Origin of the sequence: Streptococcus mitis ATCC 6249 (assembly GCF_000146585.1) — a bacterium.
Lineage (GTDB): Bacteria > Bacillota > Bacilli > Lactobacillales > Streptococcaceae > Streptococcus > Streptococcus mitis_AZ.
This window is the reverse complement of sequence record NZ_GL397179.1, coordinates 381,279-396,042: the sequence shown is the minus strand read 5'-3', so window position 1 is coordinate 396,042 and position 14,764 is coordinate 381,279. Positions and strand designations below refer to the sequence as shown.

Sequence of the window (14,764 nt, the reverse complement as noted above, 5' to 3'; positions counted from 1 at the left end):
CTCGTTATTCATCTATCAGTCTGCCCATAAGGCAAACATCTAAAAATGTCCCTTCTGCTAAATAGGCTCCTCTTTCTTGCAAGCCTTCTGTGATAAATCCCATTTTTGAATAGAGGTGGATAGCGGCCTCGTTTCGTTTTTGCACACTTAGTTGTAAGCGACGCAAAACAGCACTCGATTTAGCCCACTCAATACCTTCTTCTAGAAGTATGGTAGCCAAACCTTGGTTCCAAAATTTCTTTTGAATCGCCAAAAAAACATCTCCAATATGCCGAACCCTTACATGCTGATCAGCAGTGATATTCAAAACACCTGCAAGCTCATCATTCAGCAAGGCGAGGAGAGTGATTTGATTTTCTGAAGCAGCTTGTTTTTCGATGAAAAGAGCCATTTCAGACGCAGTCATCCCTATGCCATGTTCATCCAAGCTGGTAAAATCTGTCTCTCGACCGACTTGATTTAAAAATGCAACCAAAGCTGCGGCATCTGAAATCTCAGCCTCACGAATACACAATTCATACTCCATCCTGAAGCTCCTTGATGAGTTGTTCAGCCCGAGAGCCATGAGCTATAAATTGAAGGCAACGACCATCGGCTTCTTTCAAAATTTCCAACTCCAAGTAGGAATCTGGTAAATCCTCACCCAAAAGATGCCCCCACTCGATAACAGTCACACCACCACCAAAGAGAAACTCATCCAAGTCAATAGAATCAGTATTACCTTCGATACGGTAGACATCCAAGTGGTAAAGTGGCAAACGCCCTTCGTACTCTCTGACAATGGTATAGGTCGGGCTTTTAATCATCTGACGGATATCCAAACCCTTGGCAAGGCCTTTTGTAAAGGTTGTTTTACCCGCGCCCAACTCACCCGTCAAGATCAGAACATCGTCTTTTTGCAGGATACGACCTAATCTTTCTCCGAGAGCTAGAAGCTCTTCTTCATTTTTTGTGTGCATGCTACTATTATACCAAAAAGTTTCCTTTTGTGTGAATTTTCTTTACAAACTTACTATAATGATTTTAAAGAATTATCCTCTACTTAAAAGAATAGAAGAATCGCAAAAACAAACAAGATATCTCGAATCAGATGGCTATAAAAGGAAATTTCTCTGTGAAGGCATTTGGGAAAAAGGAAACGTGCACATAGAAATCCGATACCGACATACAAGAGAATCGAGGAAATAACAAAAGGATTTCTCAGGAAAAACACAGTAGCTAAAACGGAAATGACGACTGTTTTCTTTTTATTGAGGTAATTTTCTATATCTCGAAAAATTTTATCAAAAGGTAAGAAAATCAATAAATCTACTCCTAGCAAGAAAAAGAAGGAGGGTAAAAAGAGGTCAACCAGTTCCTGCTGCATCTTGCTAGTGGTTTGGATGCTTTCTGAGAGAAGCAAACAGGTTGCCAGAAGATTGACTGCTATAAGGAGACCATAAATAAGACTCACTTTCTTTTGAACATGTAAAATACTGTGCTTTGACTGGTCTGCTGTATGAAAATAATTTATCACAGCACAAAAAATAGAAATTCCTACAATCAAAATCAAAAAATAAGCATTGGTCTGCTTCAACGATAAAAAGGATTCTTTCCATAATAGGCAACTAGCAAAACTAATCTGGATGACCGTAGCCAACAATAATAGGCGAATTGATTTTACCATTTCTTATCCCTCCATATAAGGGATTATACCCTGTAAGGAATGTGAAATGAAGAATGCCCTCTCAAGTGTTCTTTTTTTGTGCTCAACTGACCAAAAAACAGCTCTGTTGTGCACAGAACTGTTCTTTTACCAGTCTAATCCTTAAACCAGAGAGCAATTTCTCGTTTGGCAGAAGCTTCAGAATCAGATCCGTGAACCACATTTTGAATGGCTTGATTGTCTCCTGCAGCCTTGGCAAAATCTCCTCGGATAGTTCCTGGTAGAGCTTCTTCTGGACGAGTAGCCCCCATCATAGTCCGCCAAGTTTCAATCACTTTCGGACCTGATAGAATGCCAACCACTACTGGTCCTGAGCTCATAAACTGACGGATAGGAGGATAAAAACTTTTTTCAACCAAGTCTTGATAGTGTTGGTCAATCAAAGCTTCTGAAACTGTTGAACGCAACTCTAATTTTTCGATTTTGAAACCGCGCTCCTCAATTCTTTTCAGAACCTGACCAATCAGCCCTCTTTTCACACCATCTGGCTTAATGATAAAGAATGTTTGTTCCATATGGACACCTCCTTGGCATTTTAGTTCTTCTATTCTACCATACTTTATGAAAAAGTGGGAAAATTTTCTGAAACAAAGCAAAGAGAACCCAAAGGTTCTCTTTTTGCTTTTATTCTACTGTTTCTTCAACTTGGATTTCCACAGCTTCCTCTACTGGAGCAAGTTCTGTCTCTTCTTGTTCTGGAGCCAGATAGGCTGCTTCATTGATAGCTTGTGGTTCAAGGTTACGGTAGCGAGCCATACCAGTACCTGCTGGGATGATCTTACCGATGATAACATTTTCCTTGAGTCCAAGGAGATGGTCTTTCTTACCACGGATGGCCGCATCAGTAAGGACACGGGTTGTTTCCTGGAAGGAAGCCGCTGACAAGAAACTGTTAGTTTCAAGTGAGGCTTTGGTGATTCCCATAAGAACTGGGCGACCAGTCGCTGGAACTCCACCTGCGATAAGAACATCCTTGTTAGCATCTGTAAAGTCGTTGATGTCCATGAGGGTACCCATAAGAAGGTCGGTGTCACCTGGATCCATGACACGAACTTTACGGATCATTTGACGAACCATTACCTCGATGTGTTTGTCACCGATTTCTACCCCTTGGCTACGGTAAACTTTTTGTACTTCACCGAGAAGGTAAGTTTCAACTGACAAGACATCACGAACAGCAAGGAGACGTTTTGGTTGGATAGAACCTTCTGTCAATGCTGCACCGCGAGAGACTTGGTCACCAACTTCGACACGCATACGTGCTGTAAATGGTACCACGTATTCGCCTTCTCCAGTTTCACCCTTAACGAAGACTTTCTTAGTACGAGTTGAAGCGTCTTCTTCAATAGCAGTAACTTGTCCTTTAACCTCTGTGATGACCGCTTCCCCTTTAGGATTGCGGGCTTCAAAGATTTCTTGGACACGAGGAAGACCCTGAGTGATATCGGTATTTGAGGCAACCCCACCCGTGTGGAAGGTACGCATTGTAAGCTGTGTACCAGGTTCCCCGATAGATTGGGCAGCGATTGTACCAACTGCTTCACCAACTTCAACCGCATCACCTGTCGCCAAGTTGATACCGTAACAGTGACGGCAGACACCATGACGAGTGTTACATGTAAATACAGAGCGGATAGTAACTTCTTCCACACCAGCATTGACAATTTCACGCGCCTTGTCTTCTGTAATCAACTCATTTGGACCGATGATTACTGCACCAGTTTCTGGATGTTTAACAGTTTTCTTAGTGTAACGACCATTGAGACGCTCTTCGAGAGACTCGATCATCTCTTTTCCTTCTGCGATAGAACGGATCAAGAGACCACGGTCAGTTCCACAGTCGTCCTCACGGATGATAACGTCTTGGGCAACGTCAACCAAACGACGAGTCAAGTAACCTGAGTCAGCTGTTTTAAGGGCTGTATCGGTCATACCTTTACGAGCACCGTGAGTTGAGAAGAACATTTCAAGTACTGACAAACCTTCGCGGAAGTTTGAAAGGATTGGCAATTCCATGATACGTCCATTCGGAGCAGCCATCAGACCACGCATACCGGCAAGCTGTGAGAAGTTTGAGATGTTACCACGGGCTCCAGAGTCCATCATCATAACGATAGGGTTCTTAGGATCTTGGTTGGCAACCAAACGTTTCTCCAATTTTTCACGGGCTGCACGCCATTCAGCTGTAACAGCGTTGTAGCGCTCGTCGTCTGTGATCATACCACGACGGAATTGTTTGGTGATTTGTTCTACACGTTTGTGTGATTCTTCGATGATTTCAGCCTTGTCTTCAACGACTGGGATATCGGCAATACCCACTGTCAAACCTGCAAGAGTTGAGTGGTGGTAACCGAGGTTCTTCATGCGGTCAAGTAGGGCAGAAGTTTCTGTCGTACGGAAACGTTTGAAGATTTCAGCGATGATATTCCCAAGATTTTTCTTCTTGAATGGAGGGTTGAGTTCAAGATTGCGAATAGCTTCCTTGATATCTCCACCAAGTGGCAAGAAGTATTTAGCTGGAACACCTTCTGTTAAGTTGGCATTTGTTGGTTCTTGCAAGTAAGGCAGACCTTCTGGCATGATGTCATTGAAGAGGATTTTACCAACTGTCGTCAGCAAGACTTTGTGTTTTTGCTCTTCTGTCCATGGTTTGTTGAGGCTGTCTGTCGCAATACCAACACGAGAGTGGAGGTGAACATAACCATTGCGGTAAGCCATAACAGCTTCGTCACGGTCTTTGAAGACCATTCCTTCACCTTCACGACCAGCTTCTTCCATGGTCAAATAGTAGTTACCCAAAACCATGTCCTGAGATGGAGTAACAACTGGTTTACCATCTTTCGGGTTCAAGATATGCTCAGCAGCAAGCATGAGGATACGAGCCTCTGCCTGAGCTTCTTCTGAAAGTGGTACGTGGATAGCCATTTGGTCCCCGTCAAAGTCGGCATTGTAGGCTTCACAGACAAGCGGGTGCAAGCGAAGAGCTTTCCCGTCAATCAAGACTGGCTCGAAAGCTTGGATACCCAAACGGTGAAGGGTCGGTGCGCGGTTCAAAAGCACTGGATGTTCTTTAATAACTTCTTCGAGGATATCCCAGATACGCTCATCTCCGCGTTCCACCAAGCGTTTAGCTGCTTTCACGTTTTGCACGATGTCACGAGCGACAATTTCACGCATAACGAATGGTTTAAAGAGTTCAATCGCCATTTCACGTGGCACACCACATTGGTACATCTTAAGAGTTGGACCAACGGCGATAACGGAACGTCCTGAGAAGTCGACACGTTTACCGAGCAAGTTTTGACGGAAGCGTCCTTGTTTACCTTTGAGCATGTGGCTCAATGATTTGAGTGGACGGCTACCTGGTCCTGTAATCGGACGACCACGACGACCATTGTCAATCAATGCGTCAACCGCTTCTTGAAGCATACGCTTCTCATTTTGAACGATGATACCTGGTGCATTCAACTCAAGCAAACGAGCCAAGCGGTTGTTACGGTTGATAACACGGCGGTAAAGGTCGTTCAAGTCAGATGAGGCAAAACGCCCACCATCCAACTGCAACATTGGACGAAGGTCTGGTGGAATAACCGGAAGGATGTTGAGAATCATCCATTCAGGTTTGTTTCCAGACTTGTAAAAGGCATCCAAAACATCCAAACGACGGATGGCTTTGACACGTTTTTGTCCAGTAGCTGTTTTCAACTCTTCTTTGAGTTCCGCAATTTCTTTTTCAAGATCTACTTGTTTCAAGAGGTCTTGGATAGCTTCGGCACCCATCTTGGCAACGAATGATCCATAACCATACTCACGCAAACGCTCACGGTATTCGCGCTCTGTCATGATAGACTTGTGCTCAAGTGGTGTATCCTTAGGATCAATCACCACGTAAGCCGCAAAGTAGATAACTTCCTCGAGGGCACGAGGACTCATATCAAGGGTCAAGCCCATACGGCTTGGAATCCCCTTGAAATACCAGATGTGAGATACAGGAGCTTTCAACTCGATGTGCCCCATACGCTCACGACGAACTTTTGTACGCGTTACTTCAACCCCACAGCGGTCACAAACAATCCCTCTGTAACGAATGCGTTTGTACTTCCCACAAGCACATTCCCAGTCTTTTGTAGGACCAAAGATAACTTCATCAAAGAGTCCTTCACGTTCTGGTTTCAAGGTACGGTAATTGATTGTTTCAGGTTTTTTGACTTCTCCATAAGACCATGAACGGACTTTACTTGGAGAAGCTAGGGTGATTTGCATACTTTTAAAACGATTTACATCAACCACTATTTCTTCCCTTTCTATTCTAAGTGAACTGCTTATTCTTGTTCAGCAGCTTCTTCTGTTGCTTCCGCTTTTGTTGCTTTCTCAGCTTCTTCAGCTTCAAAAGCTGCTTTAGCCTCTTGGGCTGCTTTTTCGCGGGCTTTTTCAAGGTCATCTACGTGGATGACATCTTCGTCCATTCCTTCATCCAAGTCGCGAAGTTCCACTTCTTGGTCATCTTCGTCAAGGACACGCATGTCAAGACCAAGAGATTGCAATTCTTTGACAAGAACTCGGAAGGATTCTGGAACACCTGGTTTTGGAATTGGTTTTCCTTTTGTAATAGCTTCATAAGCTTTCAAACGTCCGTTGATATCGTCAGACTTGTAAGTCAAGATTTCTTGAAGGACATTTGACGCACCGTAGGCTTCAAGAGCCCAAACCTCCATCTCACCGAAACGTTGTCCACCAAACTGAGCTTTACCTCCGAGTGGTTGTTGGGTAACGGTTGAGTATGGTCCGACTGAACGCGCGTGCAATTTATCATCAACCATGTGGTGGAGTTTGATCATGTACATAACTCCGACAGAAACACGGTTATCAAACGGTTCCCCAGTACGTCCATCGTAAAGGATTGTTTTGGCATCGCTATCCATACCAGCTTCTTTAACAGTTGACCAAAGGTCTTCAGAACTTGCTCCGTCAAAGACTGGTGTTGCGATGTGAATACCAAGAGTACGAGCTGCCATACCAAGGTGGAGTTCCATAACCTGACCGATATTCATACGTGATGGCACCCCAAGTGGGTTCAACATGATATCGACTGGAGTTCCGTCTGGAAGGTAAGGCATGTCTTCTACAGGAACGATACGAGAGACAACCCCTTTGTTTCCGTGACGTCCAGCCATCTTATCTCCGACCTTGATCTTACGTTTTTGAGCGATGTAGACGCGAACCAGCATGTTAACACCTGATTGCAACTCATCTCCATTTGCACGTGTAAAGATCTTAACATCACGAACGACACCATCGGCACCGTGTGGTACACGAAGAGAAGTATCACGCACTTCACGAGACTTGTCTCCGAAGATAGCGTGCAAGAGACGTTCTTCAGCTGAAAGGTCTTTCTCTCCCTTAGGTGTGACTTTACCTACAAGGATATCGCCTTCTTTAACCTCAGCACCGATACGGATAATACCCATCTCGTCAAGGTCTTTAAGGGCATCTTCACCAACGTTTGGAATTTCACGAGTAATTTCTTCAGGCCCAAGCTTTGTATCGCGGGTTTCTGATTCGTATTCTTCAAGGTGGACAGATGTGTAGACATCGTCTTTGACCAAGCGTTCGCTCATGATAACGGCATCCTCGAAGTTGTAACCTTCCCATGTCATGTAGGCAACGATTGGGTTTTGTCCAAGCGCCATTTCCCCTTTTTCCATAGAAGGTCCGTCAGCGATAAAATCGCCTTTTTCAACGACATCGCCAACTTTAACGAGAGTGCGTTGGTTGTATGCAGTACCTGAGTTAGAACGACGGAATTTTTGGATGTGGTAAACATCCAATGAACCATCTTCACGACGTACTTCTACCTTGTCAGCATCTGCGTATGTAACTTTACCATCATACTGAGCAATAACAGCAGCACCAGAGTCATGAGCTGCTTGGTATTCCATACCAGTACCAACGTAAGGTGCTTTTGGATCAATCAAAGGCACAGCCTGACGTTGCATGTTGGCACCCATGAGGGCACGGTTGGAGTCATCGTTTTCCAAGAAAGGAATACATGCTGTCGCAACGGCAACTACCTGTTTTGGTGACACGTCCATGTAGTCAACCACTTCTGCTGGATACTCCTGGTTGACCCCTTGGTGACGTCCCATGACAACTTTCTCAGCAAAAGTACCGTCTTCGTTGAGGCGAGAGTTAGCCTGCGCTACAGTAAATTCATCTTCTTCATCGGCTGTCAACCAAACGATTTCGTTTGTGACTACACCTGTTTCACGGTCAACCTTACGGTATGGTGTTTGAACAAAGCCATACTTATTCAAGTGTCCGTAAGATGACAAGTTATTGATCAAACCGATGTTAGGTCCTTCAGGTGTCTCGATTGGACACATACGACCATAGTGAGTGTAGTGCACGTCACGAACTTCATATCCAGCACGGTCACGAGTCAAACCACCAGGCCCCAAGGCTGACAAACGGCGTTTGTGAGACAACTCAGAAAGTGGGTTGTGTTGGTCCATGAACTGTGACAACTGTGACGAACCAAAGAATTCTTTAACCGCAGCTGTGACAGGACGGATGTTGATGATTTGTTGTGGTGTTAAAACTTCATTGTCCTGAACAGACATACGTTCACGGACATTACGTTCCATACGAGAAAGTCCAAGACGTACTTGGTTTGCAAGCAATTCACCAACTGCACGGATACGACGGTTCCCAAGGTGGTCGATATCATCCACACGTCCGATACCTTCTGCCAAGTTAAGGAAGTAGCTCATCTCTGCAAGGATATCCGCAGGAGTTACAACACGAACCTTGTCGTCAGGATTAGCATTTCCGATGATGGTTACAACACGGTCTGGGTCCGTTGGGGCAACAACCTTGAATTTTTGAAGGACAACTGGTTCTGTCAGAACAGCTGCATCGTTTGGAATATAAACGATCTTGTTCAAGTCGCCATCCAAATGGCTTTCAATACTTTCAATCACGCTACGAGTCATGATTGTACCAGCTTCTACCAAGATTTCTCCTGTTTCAGGATCTACCAATGGCTCCGCAATAGTTTGGTTGAGCAAGCGTGTTTTGATGTTGAGTTTTTTATTGATCTTGTAACGACCAACGGCTGCCAAATCGTAGCGACGTGGGTCGAAGAAACGTGCCACAAGTAAGCTACGTGAGCTTTCAGCAGTCTTAGGCTCACCTGGACGAAGGCGTTCGTAGATTTCTTTCAAGGCTTCGTCTGTACGAGAGTCCATTGGATTCTTGTGGATATCTTTTTCAACGGTATTGCGAACCAATTCGCTGTCTCCAAAGATATCAAAAATTTCATCATCACCAGAGAAACCAAGCGCACGAACCAAGGTCGTAAACGGAATTTTACGGGTACGGTCAATACGAGTGTAGGCGATATCTTTAGAGTCACTTTCCAGTTCCAACCAAGCTCCACGGTTAGGGATAACAGTTGAACCGTAGCCAACTTTACCGTTCTTATCTACTTTATCATTAAAGTAAACACCAGGAGAACGAACCAACTGAGATACGATGATACGTTCACCACCGTTGATGATGAAGGTACCCATCTCTGTCATGATTGGGAAATCTCCAAAGAAGACTTCTTGGGTCTTGATTTCGCCAGTTTCCTTGTTGATCAAGCGGAAAGTTACAAAAATAGGTGCTGAGTAGCTAGCATCATGGATACGAGCTTCTTCTAGCGTGTATTTGGGTTCCTTGATCTCATAGCCAACAAACTCCAACTCCATAGTTTCTGTGAAGTTTGAAATTGGCAATACATCTTCAAAAACTTCCTTAAGACCGTGGTCTAGGAAATCCTTGAATGAATCAGTTTGAATTTCAATCAAATTTGGTAAGTCAAGAACTTCTTTGATTCTTGAAAAACTACGACGGGTACGATGTTTCCCGTATTGAACGTCATGTCCTGCCAAGATGATTCTCCTTTGTAAATAAAATTCCAAGCCTGCTTCATCAGGCTATTGATTATCGTCAAATGGTTGTAAAACCCCTATCACCATGTCCTTTTAGATAATTTTCAGAATTTTTAAATTTCTGTTACAAAGACTCAAAAAACCGAAAAAAGCACAAAAAGAGCAGCTAAATCTGACTTTTTCAGAAGATTTAACTGCTGTGAGTCCTGTCTGGACAATATTTCAGACAAAACCTACGACAAATGATTATTCTTATTATACCTTATTGGCCAAGATTTTTCAAGGTTTTTTTACCATTTTTCAAACAATCTTTTCCTATAAAATGCTTTAACTTTTCAAAAGAATGAAGCATAAAATTTTCTTTCAAAAACTAGGAAAACGCTTGCATAAATGTTTACCTCATGCTATACTGATAGGGAATAACTACACAAGGAGAAATGTGATGAAAAAGATCCCATCTCAAACTGAGAAAAAAATGGTTTACGGTATTCGTTCCTTGAAAAATGGAACAGGCTCTGTCCTTATCGGTGCCAGCATTGTCCTACTTTCTGCTGCAATGCCAACCATTTCGGCTAACGAAAACCTTCCTCAAGCTCAGGAAAATACTAGTGCTGTGGCTAAGGCTCCTACCGAGACTGAAGCAAGTCAAACACAAGACCAAAGCCCCATTTCTGAACAAAAGAATGCAAACGCTTCCCTTGACACTAAAAAGGAAGCCCCCGCAACTGACGCTGCTCTAGCAGCTGAAACACCTAAAACAGAAGATGCTACTACAAGCCAGGCTAACAGCAAGGAAGAGAAAGTAGATACTGGCACTTCGACGCCAAATTCTGATCAAAAACCACAAGCAGACACTAGTTCTGAAGAACCCATCGCAGACAACCACTTCCGCATCCATGTGAAAAAACTCCCTGAGGAAAACAAGGATTCCCAAGGTCTTTGGACTTGGGACGATGTTGAAAAACCTTCTGAAAACTGGCCCAATGGAGCCAAGTCCTTCAAGGATGCCAAGAAAGATGACTACGGCTATTATCTCGATGTCAAACTCAAAAATGAGCAAGCCAAGAAAGTCAGCTTCCTCATCAACAATACTAAAGGGGATAACCTGACAGGGGACCGTTCGGTAGAGCGCCTCTCTCCAAAAATGAACGAGGCCTGGCTAGATGAAAACTATAAGGTATACAACTACCGTCCTCAGCCAGCGGGAACAGTCCGTGTCAACTACTACCGTACCGACGGAAACTATGACAAAAAATCTCTCTGGTATTGGGGCGATGTCAAGAATCCAAGTAGCGGAGAATGGCCTGATGGGACAGACTTTACTGCAACTGGAAAATATGGCCGTTACATTGACATTCCACTCAATGAAGCTGCAAGAGAATTTGGATTCTTATTACTAGACGAAAGCAAGAAAGGCGATGATGTGAAAATCAGAAAAGAAGATTATAAATTTACTGATCTAAAAAATCACAGTCAGATCTTCCTCAAGGATGATGACGAAACCATCTACACCAACCCCTACTACGTGCACGACATCCGCATGACTGGTGCTCAACACGTAGCTAAATCTCGTATCGAAAGCAGCTTTTCTACCCTAGTCGGAGCTAAGAAAGACGATATCCTCAAACACTCCAGCATCACTGATCATAAAGGGAATAAAGTAGCCATCACAGATGTGGAAGTAGATGAAGCTGGTAAGAAAGTGACCTACATCGGCGACTTCTCTGATACCCAACACCCTTACACTGTCAGCTACAATTCAGACCGTTTTACCACACGTTCAAGCTGGCGCCTCAAGGATGAGTCCTACAGTTACGATGGGCCACTCGGCGCAACTCTGAAAGAAGATGGCAAGCGTGTTGACCTCACCCTCTGGTCTCCAAGTGCTGATAAGGTTTCCGTTGTTGTCTATGACAAGAAAGACCCTGAAAAGGTAGTTGGAACTGTCCCCCTTGAAAAAGGAGAAAAAGGAACCTGGAAACAAACTCTGGATGCAAACTCTGGTCTCGGTATCAGCAACTACACTGGCTACTACTACCACTACCAAATCGAGCGCCAAGGTAAAACTGTCCTCGTTCTTGACCCTTATGCCAAATCATTAGCGGCTTGGAACAGTGACCTAGCAAAAACAGATGCCGCTCATAAGGTCGCTAAAGCTGCCTTTGTGGACCCATCTAAACTAGGCCCACAAGATTTGACCTACGGTAAGATTCGCAATTTCAAATCGCGCGAAGATGCTGTCATCTATGAAGCCCATGTTCGTGACTTCACCTCAGATCCTGCCATCGCAAAAGACTTGACCAAGCCATTTGGTACCTTTGAAGCCTTTATCGAAAAACTGGACTATCTCAAAGACTTGGGTGTGACCCACATCCAGCTCCTTCCAGTCTTGTCTTACTACTTTGTCAATGAATTGAAAAACCATGAACGTTTGTCTGCCTACGCTTCAAGCAACAGCAACTACAACTGGGGATATGACCCTCAAAACTACTTCTCCTTGACTGGCATGTACTCAAGCGATCCTAAGGATCCAGAAAAACGTATCGCAGAATTCAAAAACCTCATCAACGAAATCCACAAACGTGGCATGGGGGCTATCTTGGATGTGGTCTACAACCATACTGCCAATGTTGATATTTTTGAGGATATTGAGCCAAACTACTACCACTTTATGGATGCAGACGGAACTCCTCGTACCAGCTTTGGAGGTGGCCGTTTGGGAACTACCCACTACATGTCTAAACGTGTCTTGGTAGACTCCATCAAGTATCTGGTTGAAACCTACAAAGTAGATGGTTTCCGCTTCGATATGATGGGTGACCACGATGCAGCTTCTATCGAAGAAGCGTACAAAGCTGCACGCGCCCTCAATCCAAATCTTATCATGCTAGGTGAAGGCTGGAGAACCTATACTGGTGATGAAAATACGCCTGTACAACCTGCTGACCAAGATTGGATGAAGAAAACAGATACTGTTGCTGTCTTTTCAGACGACATCCGTAACAACCTCAAGTCTGGCTATCCAAACGAAGGTCAACCTGCCTTTATCACAGGTGGCAAACGCGATATCAATACCATCTTTAAAAATCTCATTGCCCAACCAACCAACTTTGAAGCAGACAACCCTGGAGATGTTATCCAGTATATCGCGGCCCATGATAACTTGACCCTCTTTGACATTATTGCTCAGTCTATCAAAAAAGACCCAAGCAAGGCTGAAAACTACGCTGAGATTCATCGTCGTTTGCGACTTGGAAACCTCATGGTCTTGACCGCTCAAGGAACTCCGTTTATCCACTCTGGTCAGGAATACGGACGTACCAAACAATTCCTTGATCCAGCCTATAAGAATCCTGTCTCAGAGGATAAGGTTCCAAACAAGTCTCACTTGTTGCGCGACAAGGACGGCAAGCCATTTGTCTATCCTTACTTTATCCATGACTCTTACGACTCTAGTGATGCTGTCAACAAGTTTGATTGGACCAAGGCAACAGATGGCAAAGCATATCCTGAAAATGTCAAGAGCCGTAACTACATGAAAGGATTGATCGCCCTTCGTCAATCGACAGATGCCTTCCGACTCAAGAGTCTGCAAGACATCAAAGAGCGCGTCCACCTCATTACTGTTCCAGGACAAAATGGCGTTGAAAAAGAAGATGTGACCATCGGCTACCAAATCACCGCTCCAAATGGAGATATCTACGCTGTCTTTGTCAATGCGGATGATAAGGCTCGTGAATTTACTCTAGGAACTGCCTTTGCTCACTTGAGAAAGGCCGAAGTTCTCGCAGATGAAAACCAAGCAGGACCAGTAGGAATTGCTAACCCTCAAGGTCTCGAATGGACTGAAAAAGGCTTGAAATTGAACGCTCTCACTGCTGTCGTTCTCCGCTTGTCTCAAGGTGGTGCCATTGTCGCTCCAGCTGTGGAAGAAAAACCAGAATTTGACCTTTCTAGCTTGGAAGTCGAACCAGAACAAGGTCAAGCTCAAAACCTAGCAGCCAATCCTGAAACTCAAGAAACTGCTGCAGAGGCTCACTCTCAGAACCTCCTTCCAAACACAGGAACTGAGAGCAAATCCCTCCTTGCCCTTGCTGGATTCAGCATCCTTGCCCTTCTCGGACTTGGATGGTTGATAAAGAACAAGAAAAAGAAATAACACTCAATGAAAATCAAAGAGTAAACTAGGAAGCTAATCGCAGGCTACTCAAAGCACAGCTTTGAGCTTGTAGATAAGGCGAAGCTGACGAGGTTTAAAGAGATTTTCGAAGAGTATAACCTAGCCCTCCTATAGAAAAACACCCTATGATTAGAAGAATCTTCTAGTCATGGGGTGTTGTTTTTATGATACACTTAGCTATCAAATCATATATTCTACACTATAGCTAGCGTCTGATAAGATACGAGCCAGGAACTGCTTGGTTCGTTCTTCTTGTGGACGACTAAAGAAATCGTGGGGATTGTTCTCCTCTACGATACGGCCTCCATCCATGAAAATAACGTGGTTGGCGACATCTCTAGCAAATCCCATCTCATGCGTGACGACCACCATGGTCACACCTTCTCCCGCCAACTGTTTCAGAACATCCAAAACATCTCCAACCAACTCAGGGTCTAGTGCTGATGTTGGTTCATCTAGCAAAATGACCTCGGGTTTGACGGCAATAGCACGCGCAATTCCTATTCGTTGTTGTTGCCCTCCAGATAGTTGTGAAGGGTAGTAGTCTTTGTAGGCCAGTAAACCAACTTTTTCCAAGGCAGATTCTGCACGTTTGAGCGCTTCTTCCTTGGGAACTTTACGAGCCACTATTAGGCCTTCTAGAATATTTTCCAGAGCAGTTTTGTTTGCAAAGAGATTGTAGTGTTGGAAAACAAAGGCTGTTTTTTGGCGAATTTCTAGAATGTCTTTCTTGCTCAATTTGGATAAGTCATAGGTCTTTCCTGCCAAGGTCAAACGGCCACTGTCAGCTTTTTCTAAGTGATTAAGACAACGGAGAAAGGTCGTTTTCCCCGAACCTGATGGTCCTAAAATAACGACGACATCCCCTTGGTTAACCTGAAGATTGACATCCTCCAAGACCTGCCTCTCACCAAATGTTTTTGCGATATGTTCTACTTGTAACAT

At 44.2% G+C, this 14,764-nt stretch carries 8 protein-coding genes; 1 reads left to right on the top strand and 7 read right to left on the bottom strand.

All coding sequences use genetic code 11. The annotated features are described in order from the left end of the window. Positions 1-4 precede the first annotated feature (4 nt). From HMPREF8571_RS03915 to rpoB, 6 genes are all read right to left on the bottom strand, one after another. Positions 5-526: a GNAT family N-acetyltransferase gene (locus HMPREF8571_RS03915; RefSeq protein ID WP_000455509.1), complete on the bottom strand. Its 522-nt coding sequence runs from the start codon at positions 524-526 to the stop codon at positions 5-7. Beyond that, positions 516-959: a tRNA (adenosine(37)-N6)-threonylcarbamoyltransferase complex ATPase subunit type 1 TsaE gene (gene tsaE, locus HMPREF8571_RS03910; protein ID WP_000556964.1), complete on the bottom strand. Its 444-nt coding sequence runs from the start codon at positions 957-959 to the stop codon at positions 516-518. The genes HMPREF8571_RS03915 and tsaE overlap by 11 nt, the downstream gene beginning before the upstream one ends. Before the next feature lie 83 nt (positions 960-1,042). After that, complete coding sequence (locus HMPREF8571_RS03905) at positions 1,043-1,666, bottom strand: hypothetical protein (protein ID WP_000240905.1); 624 nt, start codon at positions 1,664-1,666, stop codon at positions 1,043-1,045. Positions 1,667-1,800: 134 nt separating this feature from the next. Continuing rightward, entirely contained in the window at positions 1,801-2,220 is a 420-nt protein-coding gene (gene ndk / locus HMPREF8571_RS03900; RefSeq protein WP_000438278.1) for a nucleoside-diphosphate kinase, read from the bottom strand. 109 nt (positions 2,221-2,329) lie between these two features. Then, the gene (rpoC, locus tag HMPREF8571_RS03895; protein ID WP_000228749.1) at positions 2,330-5,995 is read right to left on the bottom strand and encodes a DNA-directed RNA polymerase subunit beta'; all 3,666 of its coding nucleotides are present in this window, start codon (positions 5,993-5,995) and stop codon (positions 2,330-2,332) included. A 32-nt stretch (positions 5,996-6,027) separates the two neighbouring features. Next, positions 6,028-9,639, bottom strand: a complete 3,612-nt coding sequence (gene rpoB / locus HMPREF8571_RS03890; RefSeq protein ID WP_000907179.1) for a DNA-directed RNA polymerase subunit beta — start codon at positions 9,637-9,639, stop codon at positions 6,028-6,030. 442 nt (positions 9,640-10,081) lie between these two features. Between rpoB and HMPREF8571_RS03885 the strand changes: the two genes are divergently transcribed. Beyond that, the gene (locus tag HMPREF8571_RS03885) at positions 10,082-13,798 is read left to right on the top strand and encodes a pullulanase (RefSeq protein ID WP_000723761.1); all 3,717 of its coding nucleotides are present in this window, start codon (positions 10,082-10,084) and stop codon (positions 13,796-13,798) included. A gap of 201 nt (positions 13,799-13,999) precedes the next feature. Here HMPREF8571_RS03885 and HMPREF8571_RS03880 read toward each other — a convergent pair whose 3' ends face one another. Beyond that, on the bottom strand, positions 14,000-14,764 hold the full coding sequence (locus HMPREF8571_RS03880) for an amino acid ABC transporter ATP-binding protein (RefSeq protein ID WP_000942256.1): 765 nt from the start codon (positions 14,762-14,764) through the stop codon (positions 14,000-14,002).

Excerpts from the sequence above, each read along its gene's own strand:
- HMPREF8571_RS03915 (WP_000455509.1), bottom strand. The coding sequence starts at position 526 with ATGGAGTATGAATTGTGTATTCGTGAGGCTGAGATTTCAGATGCCGCA.
- tsaE (WP_000556964.1), bottom strand. The coding sequence starts at position 959 with ATGCACACAAAAAATGAAGAAGAGCTTCTAGCTCTCGGAGAAAGATTA.
- HMPREF8571_RS03905 (WP_000240905.1), bottom strand. The coding sequence starts at position 1,666 with ATGGTAAAATCAATTCGCCTATTATTGTTGGCTACGGTCATCCAGATT.
- ndk (WP_000438278.1), bottom strand. The coding sequence starts at position 2,220 with ATGGAACAAACATTCTTTATCATTAAGCCAGATGGTGTGAAAAGAGGG.
- HMPREF8571_RS03885 (WP_000723761.1), top strand. The coding sequence starts at position 10,082 with ATGAAAAAGATCCCATCTCAAACTGAGAAAAAAATGGTTTACGGTATT.
- HMPREF8571_RS03880 (WP_000942256.1), bottom strand. The coding sequence starts at position 14,764 with ATGTTACAAGTAGAACATATCGCAAAAACATTTGGTGAGAGGCAGGTC.